Source organism: Sulfuricaulis limicola (assembly GCF_002355735.1).
Taxonomy (GTDB): Bacteria; Pseudomonadota; Gammaproteobacteria; order Acidiferrobacterales; family Sulfurifustaceae; genus Sulfuricaulis; species Sulfuricaulis limicola.
In genome coordinates, this window is the sequence record NZ_AP014879.1 from 1,637,600 (window position 1) to 1,655,288 (window position 17,689).

16 protein-coding genes are annotated in these 17,689 nt (G+C 56.9%); 1 reads left to right on the forward strand and 15 read right to left on the reverse strand.

Going from position 1 to position 17,689, the window contains the following annotated elements:
• Position 1: 1 nt before the first annotated feature.
• From rfbD to rfbB, 4 genes are read right to left on the reverse strand one after another with little or no spacing between them, the layout of a single operon-like run.
• Entirely contained in the window at positions 2–934 is a 933-nt protein-coding gene (gene rfbD, locus SCL_RS07945; RefSeq protein ID WP_197702565.1) for a dTDP-4-dehydrorhamnose reductase, read from the reverse strand.
• Entirely contained in the window at positions 931–1,473 is a 543-nt protein-coding gene (gene rfbC / locus SCL_RS07950; protein ID WP_096360725.1) for a dTDP-4-dehydrorhamnose 3,5-epimerase, read from the reverse strand. The genes rfbD and rfbC overlap by 4 nt, the downstream gene beginning before the upstream one ends.
• Positions 1,473–2,348 (reverse strand): glucose-1-phosphate thymidylyltransferase RfbA, encoded by an 876-nt coding sequence (gene rfbA, locus SCL_RS07955; RefSeq protein ID WP_096360726.1) that lies wholly within the window; start codon positions 2,346–2,348, stop codon positions 1,473–1,475. Before rfbA ends, rfbC begins: the two co-directional genes overlap by 1 nt.
• Positions 2,345–3,427: a dTDP-glucose 4,6-dehydratase gene (gene rfbB, locus SCL_RS07960; protein WP_096360727.1), complete on the reverse strand. Its 1,083-nt coding sequence runs from the start codon at positions 3,425–3,427 to the stop codon at positions 2,345–2,347. Before rfbB ends, rfbA begins: the two co-directional genes overlap by 4 nt.
• 690 nt (positions 3,428–4,117) lie before the next feature.
• On the opposite strand from rfbB, the gene dsrE2 reads away from it, so the two are divergent.
• The gene (dsrE2, locus tag SCL_RS07965; RefSeq protein ID WP_096361901.1) at positions 4,118–4,612 is read left to right on the forward strand and encodes a sulfur carrier protein DsrE2; all 495 of its coding nucleotides are present in this window, start codon (positions 4,118–4,120) and stop codon (positions 4,610–4,612) included.
• 429 nt (positions 4,613–5,041) lie between these two features.
• Here the strand turns inward: dsrE2 and SCL_RS07970 are convergent, their stop codons facing one another.
• From SCL_RS07970 to bamA, 11 genes are all read right to left on the reverse strand, one after another.
• Entirely contained in the window at positions 5,042–6,295 is a 1,254-nt protein-coding gene (locus SCL_RS07970) for an AAA family ATPase (protein ID WP_096360728.1), read from the reverse strand.
• Positions 6,296–6,297: 2 nt separating this feature from the next.
• Complete coding sequence (locus tag SCL_RS07975) at positions 6,298–7,200, reverse strand: CpsD/CapB family tyrosine-protein kinase (protein ID WP_096360729.1); 903 nt, start codon at positions 7,198–7,200, stop codon at positions 6,298–6,300.
• A 62-nt stretch (positions 7,201–7,262) separates the two neighbouring features.
• Positions 7,263–9,023 carry a GumC family protein gene (locus SCL_RS07980; protein ID WP_096360730.1) on the reverse strand — a complete coding sequence of 587 codons (1,761 nt, stop codon included), beginning with the start codon at positions 9,021–9,023 and terminating at the stop codon, positions 7,263–7,265.
• 131 nt (positions 9,024–9,154) lie between these two features.
• Positions 9,155–10,456, reverse strand: a complete 1,302-nt coding sequence (locus SCL_RS07985; RefSeq protein WP_096360731.1) for a porin family protein — start codon at positions 10,454–10,456, stop codon at positions 9,155–9,157.
• A gap of 335 nt (positions 10,457–10,791) precedes the next feature.
• Positions 10,792–11,382, reverse strand: coding sequence for a ribonuclease HII (gene rnhB / locus SCL_RS07990; RefSeq protein ID WP_096360732.1), 591 nt, complete (start codon positions 11,380–11,382; stop codon positions 10,792–10,794).
• A 4-nt stretch (positions 11,383–11,386) separates the two neighbouring features.
• Positions 11,387–12,562, reverse strand: coding sequence for a lipid-A-disaccharide synthase (gene lpxB / locus SCL_RS07995; protein WP_197702566.1), 1,176 nt, complete (start codon positions 12,560–12,562; stop codon positions 11,387–11,389).
• A gap of 18 nt (positions 12,563–12,580) precedes the next feature.
• Positions 12,581–13,348 carry an acyl-ACP--UDP-N-acetylglucosamine O-acyltransferase gene (lpxA, locus tag SCL_RS08000; protein ID WP_096360734.1) on the reverse strand — a complete coding sequence of 256 codons (768 nt, stop codon included), beginning with the start codon at positions 13,346–13,348 and terminating at the stop codon, positions 12,581–12,583.
• Complete coding sequence (fabZ, locus tag SCL_RS08005; RefSeq protein WP_096360735.1) at positions 13,349–13,792, reverse strand: 3-hydroxyacyl-ACP dehydratase FabZ; 444 nt, start codon at positions 13,790–13,792, stop codon at positions 13,349–13,351.
• A complete protein-coding gene (gene lpxD / locus SCL_RS08010) occupies positions 13,789–14,826 on the reverse strand; it encodes a UDP-3-O-(3-hydroxymyristoyl)glucosamine N-acyltransferase (protein WP_096360736.1) in 1,038 nt (345 codons plus the stop codon). The genes fabZ and lpxD overlap by 4 nt, the downstream gene beginning before the upstream one ends.
• Positions 14,827–14,832: 6 nt before the next feature.
• The gene (locus tag SCL_RS08015) at positions 14,833–15,312 is read right to left on the reverse strand and encodes an OmpH/Skp family outer membrane protein (RefSeq protein ID WP_172425977.1); all 480 of its coding nucleotides are present in this window, start codon (positions 15,310–15,312) and stop codon (positions 14,833–14,835) included.
• A gap of 49 nt (positions 15,313–15,361) precedes the next feature.
• Positions 15,362–17,653, reverse strand: a complete 2,292-nt coding sequence (gene bamA / locus SCL_RS08020) for an outer membrane protein assembly factor BamA (protein WP_096360738.1) — start codon at positions 17,651–17,653, stop codon at positions 15,362–15,364.
• Positions 17,654–17,689 lie beyond the last annotated feature (36 nt).

Here is a 17,689-nt window from a genome sequence, read left to right on the forward strand (position 1 = left end):
TTCAGACGTGCCAGGCGCTGTCGTGCTGAAAATAAATCTGCCCGACCTCTTCCAGGCACAGCGCCAGGGAATTTTCCCACGTGGGCATGGCCAGATCATATGTCTTGCGCAGCTTGTCCCCGTCGAGACGCGAATTCGCGGGGCGCTTTGCCGGCGTCGGATAACCGGAAGTCGGAATGGGAACCAGCTTCGGCCTGGCAGTCATCGCCTGGTCAGGCAATCCGTCGAGAATCCTCGCGGCGAACCCGTGCCAGGAGGTCCAGCCCTCCGGAACCGCGTGGTATACCCCGCTGGCATCGGATATGGACGTGGCCTGGCGGCACAGGGATGAAAAATGCTGCGCCACAATCTGCGACGTCACTTCTGCCAGCAAACGGGCCCAGGTCGGCGCCCCGATCTGGTCGTCAACTATCCTCAGTTCATTTTTCTCGCGCGCCAACCGGAGAATGGTCAGCAGGAAATTTCGTTCGCGCGCGGCGTAGACCCAGCTCGTTCTCAGTATCAGGTGCGGCGCGCCCGCGGCCCGGATCGCCCGTTCGCCGGCCAGCTTGGTCCGGCCGTAGACATTGACGGGGTTAGGCGCGTCGTCCTCGCGATACGGGCGGTTCAACGTGCCGTCGAACACGTAATCCGTGGAGTAGTGAATGATGGCCGCCTTCAGATGTCTCGCCTCCTCCGCCAGGATGCCGGGGGCAACGCCGTTGACGGCCATGGCCAGCTCGGGTTCGGATTCCGCCTTGTCCACGGCGGTATAGGCGGCAGCGTTGACGATAAGGTCTGGCCGCACTTCCCCGACGACTTTCCGGATGGAATCCGGGTCGGCCAGGTCCATTTCCCGGCGTCCAACAGCGACGACATCGCCCAGCGAGGCCAGCGTGCGTTGCAGTTCCCACCCGACTTGGCCGTTTTTCCCGGTAAGGAGGATTTTTCTCACTCGAACAGCTCCGCCTCGCGGAACGCCACGCCGGCCTTGTCCTTGACGGATAACTGCGGACCACCCGCCGCTGGCCATGAAATCGCGAGATCACGATCGTTCCAAACGATGGTGCGTTCGTACGGCGACGCCCAGTAATCAGTGGTCTTGTAAAGAACTTCGGCAAATTCAGACAGGACCAGAAAACCATGCGCGAACCCCGGCGGGATCCACGCCATGCGCCTGTTATCCGCCGACAGCAGCATGCTTACCCATTTCCCGAAAGTCGGCGAGCGCCGGCGGAGATCCACGGCGACGTCGAAGATCTCGCCGGCCACCGCCCGCACCAGCTTGCCTTGCGGCTGCCGGATCTGGTAATGCAGGCCGCGCAACACGTTCCGTACCGAGCGCGAGTGATTGTCCTGAACGAAATCTGCCGCAATGCCGACAGCCTGCATGACTTTTTTGTTGAAACTCTCGTAGAAAAATCCGCGCTCATCCGTGAAGACTTTTGGCTCCACGATCAGCACGTCCGGAATGGCGGTCAGCAAGACATTCATCAGAACACCCGCTCTTGCAGGACCCCAAGCAGATACTTGCCATAACCGTTGTTGCTCATGCGGCCGGCCAGTTTCTCCAGCTGACCGGCCGCGATATAGCCCATGCGGTAGGCGATTTCCTCGGGACAGGCGATCTTGAGTCCCTGCCGCTTCTCGATGGTTTCGATGAACAGTGACGCCTCCAGCAGGGATTCATGGGTGCCGGTATCCAGCCAGGCCATGCCCCGACCCATCACCATGACATCCAGTCGTCCCTGCTCGAGATAAATCCTGTTTACGTCGGTAATCTCCAGCTCCCCGCGCGCGGAGGGCTTGAGGGATTTGGCAACGGCTACCACCTGGTTGTCATAAAAATAGAGCCCGGTCACAGCATAGCGGGACTTGGGTTTTTTCGGTTTTTCCTCAATGGATACCGCTCTCCTCGCGGAATCGAATTCCACCACGCCATAACGTTCCGGATCCTGCACCGGATAGGCGAAGATAGTCGCCCCCGTCTGTTTCCGTACCGCATTTTTCAGGTCAGCAGTGAACTCATGCCCGTAAAAAATATTGTCGCCCAGCACCAATGCGCATGAACTATTGCCGATGAATGGCTCGGCGATAACGAATGCCTGCGCGATGCCTTCGGGCTTGGGCTGCACTGCGTAGGAAATATTCAGCCCCCATTCCGCACCATCCTTCAGCAGCTGCTCAAACCGGGGGATGTCCTGCGGGGTGGAGATAACCAGGAAATCCCGGATGCCCGCCAGCATCAGCGTGGACAGCGGATAATAAATCATCGGCTTGTCGTAAACCGGCAGCAATTGCTTGGAAACAGCCTGGGTCACCGGATACAACCGGGTTCCCGAGCCCCCCGCCAGAATAATGCCCTTCATGCCGTCCCCCGGCTGGTGTAATTGATGTCCAGCCATTTCTGGTATTCACCGCTGGCTACGTTTTCCACCCAATTCATATTGTCCAGATACCACTGAACCGTCTTTCGAATTCCGGTTTCGAAACTTTCCGACGGTTTCCATCCGAGTTCGCGCTCAATCTTGCGTGCGTCGATGGCATAACGCCGGTCGTGCCCGGGCCTGTCTTTGATGAAGGTGATGAGCGAGGCGTAATTCCCCATGGAGGAAGCGGGATGCATCTCATCAAGCAGGGAACAAATTGCGCGCACAACATCGATGTTCTTCCGCTCGTTGCGGCCACCGATATTGTAAACTTCCCCGGGCTTCCCCTTTGCCAGGACCATCCGCAGCGCCTCGCAATGGTCTTCCACGTACAGCCAGTCGCGCACATTGAGACCGTCTCCATACACCGGCAAGGCTTTCCGGTTCAACGCATTCATGATTACCATGGGGATCAGTTTTTCCGGAAACTGATAAGGACCGTAATTGTTCGAGCAATTGGAGGTCAGCGTGGGAAGACCGTAGGTGTGGTGAAAGGCGCGAACCAGATGATCCGAAGCTGCCTTGGAGGCGGAATACGGGCTATTCGGTGCGTAAGGAGAGGATTCCGTAAAGGGCGCGTCATCAGGTCCCAGCGACCCGTATACCTCATCTGTTGATATGTGCAGAAACCGGAAGACGGTTTTTTCATTGCCAGCGAGCTTCTCCCAGTAAGCGCGGGACTCCTGCAGCAGATGAAAGGTGCCATCCACGTTGGTTTGAATGAAATCCTCCGGGCCGTGGATGGAACGGTCGACATGGCTTTCCGCCGCGAAGTTAACCACGGCCCGCGGACGATGACGGTTCAACAGCTCCCGCACCAGCGCACGATCGCCGATATCCCCTTTTATGAATTTGTGCCGCGGATCATTTTTCAGACGGGCGAGGTTCCCGACATTGCCGGCGTAGGTCAGCTTGTCCAGATTGACCACGGACGATCCTTCCTGTCCGATCCAGTCCAAGACGAAATTGGAACCAATGAACCCGGCGCCGCCGGTGACTAATATCGGTTTCTCGGTCATTCTCGGTCAACCAGTTGCAACAGCCTGCCGTACTCCATGAATCGGTAATTCCCGGATTTCGGCAACCATTTAATACAGCCTCGGAGGTAATTTCTGCGATGTGCTTACGCGCTTGTTGGCAGGAAAGCGAAAATAACCTTTTTTATTACGAAGAAAATACGCTTCGGCAATATTTCTCTACCGCCGGCTTCGCCTAGTATCACCGAATAATATCAGCATATGTCGACGGCCGGACCATACCGGTTCCTGCAAGATGCGTCTCCTTGATTGCCGCTCGCGACTGGAATCACGACATAAATCCATATATCTATCAATATGATAGATGAATATTCTGCGCCATGCGCATACAGCAACTCGATGCGCCTTTATGAAACCAGCCAAGACAGGTTTGACAATATCCAAGCTTGACTAATAACACCGGGCTCAGCATATTAGCATTCTCTGTTTTCCGGATTACCAAAAATCAGATAGCCATCAATCAGTTAAGGCTACGAGGGGTGACGCATTCGTTCCCGGAGCGGGCGTAACCACACACATCAACCAAACAACGCCGCGCGTTATAAACGTATTGGAGGAAGGTAAATGTCGACCACGATGCAAGATGCAAATCTCGAACAGATGATCAGCAAGCACCTCGATAAGGTGCTCCCCAAAAAGCTGGAAGAAATCGAGGCCAACAGGACGCCCAGCATGGCGATCATCGCCACCAAGGGTACTCTGGATTGGGCCTACCCCCCGTTCATTCTCGCTTCCACCGGCTCCGCCCTGGGTTGGGACGTGTCCATTTTCTTCACCTTCTACGGCCTGCTGCTGCTGAAAAAGGACGTGGGCGCGGAAGTCAGCCCGCTTGGCAATCCGGCCATGCCGATGAAAATGCCGTTCGGGCCAAAATGGTTCCAGAATTTCGTCTGGCCCATGCCGAACCTGGTCATGGCCGGCATCCCGGGCTTCGAAAAAGTCGCCACGGTATTGATGAAGAAGACTTTCAAGAACAAGGGCGTGGCCAGCATCCCCGAGTTGCGCGATCTGTGCATCGAAGCCGGCGTCAAACTCGTCGCCTGCCAGATGACAGTCGATGTATTCGGATTCTCCAAGGATGAATTTGTGCCGGAAGTGAAGGATTACGTTGGCGCCACCTACTTCCTGCCGATTGCCGCCAAATCCGACGTCTGCCTTTTTATCTAAACAAGTATTCTGAAAATTAACACCCCTCACGGCGGTTGCCGGGAGGGGTGTTTTGTTTTACAGCGCCAATCCGGCCTGCTCACTCGTCAAGAAGAACTGTCGCAAGCAGATGCGCTTCGGCTGTTACGTGACGCGTCCTTGCGGTTGTTACGCTCAAGCCGTTTCAATATTGTCATCCAGCCTTTTATAGAGGCTCCATGGCGCACGACTCGTGCATAGACGGCTACCCTGTAGAAAAAAAATCACCATCATCCCGGCGCTCCATGGTCACCAGCAGCTCCCGCCGCCTTCACCAGTTTCCGGTAATGCCCGAGGGGTTTGGATACAGACTCCGCCGTCAGCAAGCAGGCGGGAAAATGCATGACAGCGGGCGGCGATCCGTTAGTGGCTGAAAATACCAGCCGGCAACTCCGCAGAGCGATGCGGGGATCAGCTCCGGCCAATCAGCGAGGTAAGCTTGAGGGTCAGTTTGCGGCCGAGATCTGAAATAGCTCCGCCACTGCCGGCAGAGGAGCTGTCATTGAACAGAACGGGTATCTTGCATTGATTTCGCACCTGCTCGATCAAACGGTCCAGATCACGCGAACGTTCGGCGCCTTCGTCCAGATCCATCAGCAATACATCCACCTGTTCCCGATTCAGTTGTTCGACGAGCCCATCTCCGATGGGTACCGCCGCCACTACTCTCAGGCCGGACCGCTCAAGCGTCATTTTCAGATAATGGCGTTGCCGCTCCGACTCCGAGGCAATGGCAATGCGCATCGGGCGCCTTGGAGAAACCCGGGCACTGCGCTGGTCTTTTCCGCCCGCCGGTTGTTCCAATGACTCGCTGCTTTCATCTCCGGCCGTGTCGTGCGCCGCATGTCTCAATGGAACAATCCTGCTTTTCTGTTTGTCGCGCGCCACATCTTCAATCAATGACGCGCCGATATGGAGTGATTGCTCGGCATAACCGTACACCAGCGCGGTATCACATAGCAGATTGACCAGACGCGGAATGCCGCCACTGTAGCGGAAGACGGTTTCGCAGGCTTCACCATCAAAAATGTCAGGGCTTCCGCCGGCAATACTCAGACGGTGACGGATATACTCGCGCGTCTCCTCCGGACTTAGTGGTTCCAGGTTGAAGTCCACGGAAATGCGTTGGGCGAACTGTTCCAGGCGTGGATCCCGCAAGTTGTTGCGCAACCCCGGCTGGCCGGCGAGTATGATCTGCAAGACTTGGTCTTTTTCGCTATTGACGTTGGATAGCATGCGCAGCTCCTCCAGCGCCTGGGGGCCCATGTTCTGGGCTTCATCGATGATCAGCACAGCGCGACGATTGGCGGCATACTGTTTGATCAGGAAGTCCATGAAGATCTTGTACATTTCGACCTTGTCCCGGCTGCCGCATTCGAGATTGAAAGCCATCAATATCCACTGCAGGAGTTCGCCGAACGAGGGATGGGTATTGGTTATCAATCCCACCACCATGTCGCTCTCCATCTGGCTGAGGAGTTGGCGAATCAGCGTGGTTTTGCCCGTGCCGATATCGCCGGTGATGACGCTGAAACTGGCCTGATTCATCAGGCCATATTCCAGCAATGTCAGCGCCATCTGGTGTTTCTTGCTGGGGAACAGGAACTCCGGGTCCGGCAACAACGAGAACGGCTTGTTCCGTAATCCGTAAAATTTTTCGTACATGATCAGTTCTTTTTCCCGCGCAGCCGCGTGAGCCTGTCCCTGAGCGACAGGCCAACCAGCTTCGCATGATCCAGCACCCAGCCAAGAAGCTTCGTTGAGGCCTTCTCATTGTCCTGCATGTTCGTCCAGGACTTGTTGAGCACGGTGCCTATTACCTTGGTCGAATCCAGCAGGCCGAGCGCCCGTCTGGCCTCGTCCGCCTGGGTCTTGCCTTCCTCGATCACCAGCAGTACCGAATCCACATAAGGAGAAAAAGCCAGCGCATCCGCCGCGCTCAGCAGCGGCGGCAAATCGAAAATCACGATGCGCGAAGGGTAGCGGTTTTTCAGCTCCTCAACGAGGCGCACCATTTTTGGAGAATTCAGCAGTTCCGCGGAGTTGTCGAGCGGCTTGCCACCGGGCAATATCACAAAGCGGGGGAAATTCGTCGGATGCACAAGCAGCTCCGAGAGCGGTTTGTCGCCAGTAAGATAATCGCTCAGGCCGTATTCAGCATCGACACTGAAATATTTGTGCATGGCTGGGTGGCGCAGATCGGCATCCACCAGCAATACGGTATGGTTGATCTCCATCGCCATGCTGATGGCAAGATTGATCGCCGTCAGCGTCTTGCCCTCGTTCTCGCCGGGGCTGGTAACAGCCAGCGAATTCCAGTTCTTCTCGCGCAACCGCTGTAAAACCTGGGTCCGCAGGATCCGGTAGGCATCGGTAAAGGTATTCTGATCAAGATCGGTAATAATTCTTTTTTCACGCAGTTTTTCCGTCGCGACCTCAATCACCCTGGTGTGGGTGTAGGTCAGCGGCGCAGACATGCCGACGGCACCGCGGGTCGGGGACATATCCGACCCCGGCACTTTTTGCCGTTCTAGTCGCGCTTTTTCGAGCGCCTGTTTGATGCGTTCCATGATTATGATCGCCCAGATCTGATATTGATATTTATGGTAATCGGCCTGTAGTTCAATATTGCCTAGCCGCCGATGACATTATCAACTTTGCGCAACCCCTTGAACCACAGGACATCGAGCGGGGTCCACAGAAAGTGGGCCAGAAGCACAATCAGCACAAAACTGCCGGCGATGGCCATGGCAACGATTTTTCTTTTTCTTTCGACGCGCGCCAGATCCTCGCTGTTTCTCAAGTAAGGAATCACAGACAGGGGCGGCGCGCTGAAAAGCTCTGTGGCTCCACGCACCCCGCGCACGGAGCTGTCCATGCTCTCCGCCGCGGCAGCAAAACCCAGGCCGCCACCCACGGAAAGCAGGAAGCCCAGGATAATAATAGCCGGCCGGTTGGGTTTTACCGGTTCTTCCGGCAGTTGCGGCGGATCGATTAGCGAGAAACGCTCGCCCTTGCGTTCTTTTTCAAGCTCCTGCCCGACTTGGGCTTCGTTTTGTTTTTGCCTTATTTCCTGGTACCGTCTCACTGTGTTCTCATAATCCCTGTTAAGCGCCAGAAAATTCCTTTCTACCTCAGGGGTCTGTTGCAAGCGTTTTTCATATTCGAAAAGTTTTGCTTTCAGCGCTTCACGCTGGGCAGTCAGCGCTTGGGTCTGGCTTTTAAATCCTTCCAGTTGTGCCTTGAAGTTGATGTATGTCGGATTATCAGGCTTTTCCCTGGCGACTTCTGATTCGGGTGTGGGCCTTATTTGTTTAAGCGCCTCTTCCTGGGCCGCTACGGCCTTTGTCAAACGAATAACATCCGGGTGATCTGGTGAATATTTTTCTCGTGCTGCCGCGAGCTCAGTACGCAGAGCCGCCAACTCTTTAGCTTGTTCGGTGGATGAATTCACGGAACCGGTTTGCTTTTCCAGTCCCTCGATTTCGCGCTTCAACCGCGCTACATCTGGATGGTCCGGCGAATATTTAGCGCTCGCACTAATGTACTGCGACCGTAATGTTTTCAATTGTGTAACAGGATCCAATATCTGCTGACCTTCCGCGCCGACCGTGGGAGTCAGAGGATTGAGGCTCGCCAACTGTCCCTCCAGATAAAACTTTCGGTCATCCAGAGAACGCAGTTGACCCTCCACATCACGCAGCTCGGCCTCGATGCGCTCACCTTGCTGCCTGTTAAACGTAGCCAATTCCGGGAGGCGGCCCTCATTTTTCTTCTTGAAGTCCGAAATATGTGCTTCAAGTTCTACAATACGTTCCCTGAGTTTGTCCGCCTCTGAGCTGAGAAAAGTGTAAGTTTCCGCAGCTTTTTCCGTGCGATTGCGCAGGTTCTCGTTAAGATAAAGCGTGGTCAGTTCGTTGGCGACCTTCTGGGTTACCGCCGGTGTATCACCCTCGAATGCCAGGGTAAAAGCGATAGTCGCGGGCATCGGCCGCCCGGAACGCGGGTCGATTACGTCCGCACTGAGGGTATCGAGCTTGATATCGCCGCGCATGCGCTCCATGATTTCCTCGGTAGTTTCATGGCGGCGTTTGCTTTTATAAAGATCATATTTCTCGATGATCTGCATGAGATTGGCACGCGTCATGACGCGCGCATTAATCTGCTGGATGCGTTGCGCGGCATAGCTGGTGATCGTGGAACGAACCAGATCGGGCGGCACTTCCTGCTCTTCAATCAGGATCGTGGCAGTGGACCGGTAAGTCGGCGGCCACAACAGCGCTGCCAGCACGCTCACTGCCAGAATCACCGTCGAGGTTACAAGAATTGAACCCTTGCGACGCCGAAATGCGCCAAGATAATCGCTGAGATCTTTTGTCTGCTCTTCTATCATGGGAATATACACACTTTAGCAATACCGTTTTATATTCGTTGCCATTAACATCGTGAAATGTTCATTTTTGCCACGCATTGTATCCGTCTGCCCGGCCCGGAGTTATGCGCCATCATTCATCTCTTTGATTATTAACGGGAAACTGAAAACCTCGGCCAAGTATAGTTCAGTGTCAAACTAACCACGCGCGCCTGCACGGCCTGAGCTTCGTTCTCACGCTTCAAATGAAAATACCGGTAGGTCAGGTCCAGATCGGCGTCCCGGGTCCATTGCCATACCAGTTTCGGCTCAATTGAATAATACCTTCTGTTTGTGTCGGTAGCAGTTGCGGTGGTATCGCTGATGCTGCGCGCGTTAACGCCGGTTGCCGTAAGAATCCCTTGAAACCTTGATGCAAACGGGTAGCCGAGCTGCACATATAATGTATCCGTATCGACCTGCGTCGCTGACCCGCTGGCGGCCAAATCGCGGCTTGCGCTGGCGGTAATGTTCAGCTTTTCGTATTTTTTAGTCAGGTCGCCTGAGAAGATAGTTCCCGTATTATCAGCCGCAAGTTTGCCCGGGAAACATCCAAGTAAAGAATTAAAAACGTATAAACAGTCAGATGTAATGCGCTCCGTCTCTGTCTTGCGCCGACCAAACGCCAAAGTACCCTGCATCGTCTCTGAAAAGTTATGATTGACACCCATTCTGAATGCAGGCGTTCTGGATTCGACGTCAGTAACGGTGGAAACGACTGTCAAGGCCCCGTCAAATGCGATTGAATTTATATAATTTGCATCAGGCACACGGTATTTGGAGTAGTTTGCGGTGAAAAACAGCTTAGTTAGCGGAGAAACCAAGTAAGACAATGTCGCCGTGGCGGCGCGACTCTGATAGTTGTACAGCCCGACGCTTTCCCCATCCACATACGACACTTTGGAAAATTGATAACCCAGCTGCAGCTGTGCCCTTTCCGTTATAATCCAACTCCAGACCGGTTGTATGTTCTCCGTTCGGCGTGACTTTTGAGTGGTCGCCAGGCCCAGATCCGAGTCTTGCTGATCTCCCGAAATAGACGCATCATTCACCCGTGAGGCATTGATTGTGAAATTGCTGCGCTCCGTCCTGAACAGCGAGGCGAGCCTGAAAGTCTGGAAATCCCGGTCCAGACCCGGTTCACCCGAATACCGCGCGCGCGCGACTTCGGCAGAGCCCGTGATGTCCCATACTTCCGACCGCACCCCCATGTCCAGCCGGGGCGCAATGATTGTGCCCTGAACAGTATTGTGCGGTTGCAGCGTCAACCTGTAATTATCATTCTGCTCGTAACTCAATCTTAACAACGGCGCCATGAACCATTCCTCGGCGTAAGCCGGCGGGAATAAAACCGGCGTTGCCAGAATGCCAAGACTGGTTGCAATGATCGCTCGCATGATAATTTGTGTCGTCATTACGGATCTTGGGGGACAGAGAGAATCTATCTGCGCTGACGAAACGGCAGGCGCACGCTTGATACCGGGAAGGAAAACATCTGGGCTAACACTGAGGAATGCTATCCTGCCAATTAATCAACTGGTTGTGACTGACATCAGAACAACTTTCTTATAGCTCTGTTCTCATTGGATTCAGCCGGCATTCCCGCGGGCAGGACCCAAAGTTTACTTGAATCCTGCGATATTGTCTCTTTCGAATCAGACGTGCGTGAATTCAAGAAATGAAATCAGGCAGTTAATTACCCGCGGAAACTCATTTATCGCTTGATCTGAAGAGCCAATCCTTATGATTTTCAAGGAATATGCATGAAACGACGCACGGGGGCAAAACTGCGACGATGAATGGGTGAGATACCTGAATCCGCCAGTACTTTCAGATGTCCCGGCGTGGGATAGCCCTTGTGCCGGGAAAAATCATATCCGGGATGAATCCTGTCCATACGGCACATCTCGGCATCTCGCTCCACCTTGGCCAGGATCGAAGCGGCCGAGATCGATGGCACGGTGACATCCCCCCGGATTACGGTAGTCACGGAACAAACGAGTCGGGGTGCCTGGTTACCATCCACCAGCACCAGCTCCGGTTGTATTGTGAGCGCCAGCACGGCGCGCTGCATGGCCAGCAGGCTGGCCTGCAGGATGTTCAGCCGGTCAATCTCCTCGACCTCGGCCCGGCCCAGCGCCCAACAGAGCGCGCGCTCCTTGATTACCGCAGACAGTTCCTCGCGCCGACGAGGAGTCAGAACCTTGGAGTCGGCCAGGCCTTCGATGGGTCGGGTTTCATCCAGGATCACGGCCGCGGCCACCACCGGTCCCGCCAGCGGCCCGCGCCCGACCTCGTCTACTCCCGCTACAAGTTTGGAAACGCCTGAACGGGAGGACATCGTATCAATTGGCCATAACCGGCATCTTTCCGGCCGGCTGTTTCCGCGGTTTCAGCAGTCTGATAACCGCCTCCGCCGCCCGCGCGTCCGCGTTGCGTCGCAGAGAACGGTGCATATCGGCAAGCACGGTGCGCAATGACCGTGTCTTGTCGCGGTGGGTCAGAAAGTTCTCAACCGCCATTCCCAGTTTTTCCGGCGTCGCATCACGCTGCATCAATTCCGGCACGATCTTGCGCCCGGCCAGGATATTCGGCAGGGCATAGAGTTTCACGTGCAGAAACGGCTGTACCAGAAGGTAGGACAGCCAGGACATTTTGTAGGTGACGACCATCGGTTTTTTCAGCAGCGCCGCTTCCAGGGTGGCGGTGCCGGAAGCCAGCAGCACGATGTCCGCCGCAGCCATGGCATCGCGCGACTGGTTGGCGACGAGCGTCACGGGCAGGAACCACGCCCCCTGCCGATACAGCGCTTCCTCGAAAATCGTCCGGGTCTCCGGATTGATGAACGGCGCGACGAAATGGATGTTCGCATGGCGTTTGTGCAGCCACAGCGCCGTTTTCACGAAAAGATCGGCATGGCGCTTGAGCTCGCTGCGGCGGCTCCCGGGCAATAGCGCGATCACCATGCCCTTGGCGGGCAGATGCAGCGCGCGGCGCATGGCGGCCATGCTGGAACGATCGGTGATCTGGTCGGCCATCGGATGGCCCACGAAAGTTACCGGCACATGATGTTTTCGGTAATAGCTGGCCTCGAACGGGAACAGGGTCAGCATATGATCAACGGCGCGCCGGATTTTGCGGATACGGTAGCCGCGCCAGGCCCATACCGTGGGACTGACATAGTGCATCGTCGGAATGCCGGCAACCTTCAGTCTTTCTTCCAGGCCGAGATTGAAGTCGGGTACATCGACGCCAATGAACAGGTCCGGCGGGCTGGACTGAAAATGATCGATCAGCTTGTTACGTATGCCGAGAATCTCCGGGTATTTCTCGACCCCTTCGAAGCCGATGACGGAAAGCCGGTCCATGGGGAAAAGACTGCGACAACCGGCGGACTGCATCAGCGGCCCGCCGATGCCTTCGAACGCCGCGTCTGGCAGCCGCTTTTTGATCTCGCGCAGCAGCCCCGCTCCCAGCAGATCGCCGGAAGCCTCGCCGGCGACAATCCCGATTCTTGTCACGGACCTGGCCGCCACGGATCAGCGAACAATTCCGCGTTCGGACTGCTTGATGAAATCGAGAAAGTGTCTGACTTCGGGGTTCGTGGCCGCCTGCGCCAGCTGTTCAGTCGCCTCGCTGAGCCGCAAACCGGATTTGTAAACCAGCTTGTAAGCTTGGCGCAGGGCCTCGATCGACTGCTCGGAGAAATTCCGCCGCTTGAGTCCGCGCACATTCAGCCCGTGAGGCACGGCGGTGTTGCCGGCCACCAGCAGATACGGCGGGATGTCCTTGAAGGTGACGGTGCTGATACCGGTCATGGCATGCGCACCGACACGGCAGAACTGGTGGATCATGGTAAACCCGCCGAAAATCACCTGATCCTCCACGTGGACGTGACCGGCGAGGCTGGTACCGTTCGCGAAAATCGTGCGATTCCCTACCTGGCAATCATGCGCCAGATGACAATATGCCATGATGAAATTGTCATGACCCAGCCGGGTGACACCGCCGCCTCCCGTTGTCCCGCGGTTGAAGGTGCAGTATTCCCGGATGATGTTGCGGTCGCCAATCTCGAGTCGCGTGGGCTCGCCCTTGTAACCCAGATGTTGAGGCCCCTCCCCCAGCGATGAAAACTGGTATATCCGGTTGTCACTGCCGATGCGGGTCGGTCCGTTGATCACGACATGGGGACCGATCCAGGTTCCGCTGCCGATCTCGACGCCGGCACCGATAATGGAAAACGCGCCAATCTGAACGTCTTTTCCTATCTTGGCGCCCGGATCGACGATGGCCAGGGGATGAATCACTCAGGCTTCCTTGTAGGTGCACATCAGGTCGGCGCTGCAGCACAACTCATCGCCCACATGGGCGCTGCTCTCGAACATCCAGATTCCCTTGACCTTGCGCTTGATTTTGGACGTGAGCCGGAGCTGGTCGCCGGGTTCCACCGGACGCTTGAAGCGCGCATTGTCGATGCCGACGAAGTAAAAGATGGCGTTCGCCTTGGGCAGAGCGTCCATGCTCTTGAAGGAAAGAATGGCGCAGGACTGGGCCATGGCCTCGATGATCAGCACGCCCGGCATCACCGGGCGGTTGGGAAAGTGGCCCTGGAAAAAGGGTTCGTTGATGGTCACATTCTTGAGCGCGGTGATCGATTCATCCTTGGTGAACGTCAGCACGCGATCGACCAGCAGGAACGGATAGCGATGCGGGAGATATTTAAGGACTTCGTGAATGTCCAGCGAGTTCAATTGTCATGCTCCTCGGAATGCTGTTGCCATTTCTCTTCAAGTACTTTCAATCGCTGCGACATCTCGTCCAGATGATGCAGTCGCGCGGCGTTGCGGCGCCACTTCTCCGCCGGTTCGGCCTTGAGGCTGGACGAATACGCGCCCGCCTGCCGGATGGAAGTCGTGACCAGGGACCCCGCGGTGATGTGCACGTCATCGACGATTTCCAGGTGTCCCGTTATGCCCGCTTGTCCGCCGATAGTGCAGCGCTTGCCGATCCTCGTGCTGCCGGCAATCCCGACAAAGGCGGCGATCGCCGTGTTGTCGCCGATGTGCACATTGTGGGCGATCTGTATCTGGTTATCCAGCTTCACGCCGCTGCCGATGAGCGTGTCGTCCAGGGCGCCGCGATCGATGGTGGTGTTGGCGCCCACCTCCACGCCGTGACCGAGGATCACGTGCCCGAGCTGAGGGACTTTCTGCCACTGCTCGCCGTCTTTGGCAAAACCGAAGCCGTCGCTCCCGATCACCACTCCCGGGTGCAACAGGCAATCCTCGCCAACCGAGCATCGATCGCCGATGACGACATGCCCGACCAGACGGCTGCGCGCACCCACGGCGGCGCGCGCGCCGACGAGGCAGCCGGGTCCGATGTACGCATCATCCTTGATCTCCGCGCCGTCCTCAACCACGACATGCGGCCCGACCCAGGCGCTGGCGGCGACGCGCGCCGAAGGACTGATCACGGCACTGGCGTGCGCTCCGGGCCTGAACGCCGGCGCGGGATGCAGCAATTGAGCGACGCGAGCAAAACACAAATGCGGATTCTCGACGATCAGCACGGAACCCGCGCGATGCGCGGCGTCCGGTTCCGCCAGGATCACCGCCCCGGCCGCGGTGGAAGCAAGCTTGGCGAGAAATTTCCTGTCACTGAGATAGGCGATGTCATCCGGCCCGGCGGAGTCCAGCGACGCCGCGCGCTTTATGGCGAGATCGGGATTTCCCCGTACCCTGCCCTGGAAGCGGCGCGCCAGCTCTGCAAGGGTGACGGCCATCGCGCGTTATTTCTTCCCCAGCCGTTTCAGGATCTTGTCGGTGATATCCGCCCGGGTGCTGGCATAAACCGCGCTTTCCAGGACGAGATCGTAGTTTTCCTGCTTGGCGATTTCCGCGATGGTCTTCTGCACGATCTTCTGCAGCGCCGCCAGTTCTTCGTTACGACGCAGATTGTAATCCTCGCGGAATTCCTGCGTGGCGCGTCGCAGGTCGCGCTTCAATGAAACTATTTCGAACTCCCTGGAACGGTGATCGGCGTCCTTCAGTACCAGCGCATTCTTTTCCAGATCCTGTTCCAGCTGCTTGAGCTTGTTCTGCATTTCGACAATCTGTTTGTCGCGCGGCGCGAACTCGGCTTCGAGTTTCTTGAGCGCGGCCTCGCCCTGCGGCGCTTCCTCGATGACCTTGACGGCGTTGACATAGCCGATCTTGAGGTCGGCCGCCGGCACGGCAGCCGGCACGGCACCGGCGCCCAGCACGCACATAAATGATCCGAATACGATGTTTCTGATGCGCAAAACGGCCTCCTGGTGCCTATCGCAGCGGTACACCCAGCGTAAACTGGAACGATTCCGTCCGGTCGCCCGGTTTGTCGTTCAGCGGAATCGCGTAGCTGAAGCTCAGCGGCCCGACGGGCGAGAACCAATTAAACGCCAAACCGGCTGAATAGCGCAACTGCCCGAGCTCGACCTTCTCGCCCGGGCCGTACACCATGCCGCCGTCGGTGAACAGGCTGAGGCGCATGGACTTGTTGTCGGCGGAAGAACCCGGCAGCGGAAACAGCAATTCCGCGTTCACCAGCACCCGGCGGTTGCCGCCGATGGGGTCGTTCGGCGGCAGGCTGTCGCGGGGTCCCAGCGAGCGTGAACTGAAACCGCGCACCGTGCTGCTGCCGCCGGCGTAGAAGTTTTTGTAAAACGGCAGGGCATCGGTGCCGCCATAACCGGCGCCATAGCCAAGCTCGCCCTTCATTTTGAAGGTAAAGGTATCGCTCATCGGCCAGTAACGGCCGGCCAGGTAAGTCAGCTTGTAGTATTCGATATCGGTCCCCGGCACGGCCACCTCGGCGCTCAGCCGCTGCAGGCTGCCTGAAGTCGGCAACAGCAGGCTGTCCAGGGTGTCGCGTGACCAGCCCAGCGTTGCCTTCAGCACTGTATTCGACGAACCGTATTTAGCGACAAAATCCTGGGCAATCTGGGCGCTGCTGGTGTTGGTATGCAGGATGATCTTTTCCACATCGGCGCCGACATTGACCGAATTGTCCTCACTCAGCGGGATGCCGAAGAACACACCCATGCCCTGAGTGTCCGCCGAATACGCGGCGGTATCCGCCAGGCTGGCGTCGATGGTGCTGGAGAAAATATTGAAGCCGCGGCTGATCCCGTCTTTCGTGTAGTAAGGATTGTTGTAGCGGATGTTGAAGTTGGTTGTGGAACGCGAGTTGTCGAAACTCACGCCCAGTTCCTTGCCGGTACCAAGCAGGTTGCTCTGGGTGATGCTGGCGTTCAGGAGCAAACCGTCGCTGTCCGAATAGCCGACACCCAGCATGAGATTTCCGGTGGGACGTTCCTTGACGTTGACATTGACGTCCACCTGGTCCGCCACCCCGGCTACCGCGGGTGTTTCCACGTTCACGTCGTCGAAGAATCCGAGACGCTGGAGACGCACGCGCGAGCGCTGGATCTTGGCGGCGTTGTACCACGCGCCTTCGTGCTGGCGCATTTCGCGACGCAGCACCTCGTCGCGCGTGGCAACGTTGCCGGCGAAGTTGACGCGCCGCACATAGATGCGCCGTCCCGGGTCCACGAAGAAGGTGAAAAAGACTTCCGACTTTTCCTTGTCCACCTCGGGAATGGCGTTGACGTTGGCGAAGGCGTAACCGTCATTGGCAAGACGGTCGGACATTTTCTTGGTGGTTTCCGTGACTTCCTTGCGCGAAAAAACACTGCCAGGCTGGATGCCAATCAGGGCGTTCAGCTCGCTCTCCGGGATCACGAAGGTTCCGGCCAGCTTGTGCCCGGTCACGGTGTATTTCCTGCCCTCGGTGATATTGACCGTGATGTAGATTTTCTCCTTGTCCGGCGTGATGGAGACCTGGGTGGAATCGATGTTGAATTCGAGAAATCCCCGGTCCTGGTAGAAATTGCGGAGTCGCTCCAGATCACCGGCCAGTTTCTGTTTCGAGTATTTGTCACGGCTGGAGAAAAGCGCATACCAGGGCTTGGGGCCGAGACTGAAGAGCTTGAGCAGTTTTTTGTCCGCGAAAACCCGGTTGCCGACGAGATTGATCTCGCGGATGCGCGCCACCTTGCCTTCCGCCACCTGGATGTTGATATCGACGCGGTTGCGCTCGAGCGGCGTGACCGTCGGCTGGATGCTGACGGCATAATAGCCGCGGCCGAAATACTGCTGCCGCAATTCCTGCTCCACGCGGTCCAGCAACGACTTGTTGAACACCCGCCCTTCGGCCAGCCCGACTTCCTTCAGGCCCTTTTTCAGGTCCTCTTCCGACATTTCCTTGGTGCCGGCGATCTTGATGCCGGCGATGGAGGGCCGCTCCACCACGGAAACGGTCAGGACATTGCCGTCCCGCTCCAGCCGCACGTCCCGGAAAAATCCCGTCTTGAACAGGGCGCGCACGGCGTCCTGGGATTTTTTCTCGGTCAGGCTGTCGCCCACCTTGACCGGCAGATAATTGAACACGGTGCCCGCCGAGATGCGCTGCAACCCTTCCACGCGAATATCCTTGATGACAAATGGCTCCGCCGCCTGGCCGGCAGAAACACAGAGCACGCTGAGGATGAACGCCGCGAGAAATCTTTTCATTCGTTATTTTTTTCCGGAATCAGGCGCGCGGCGGTC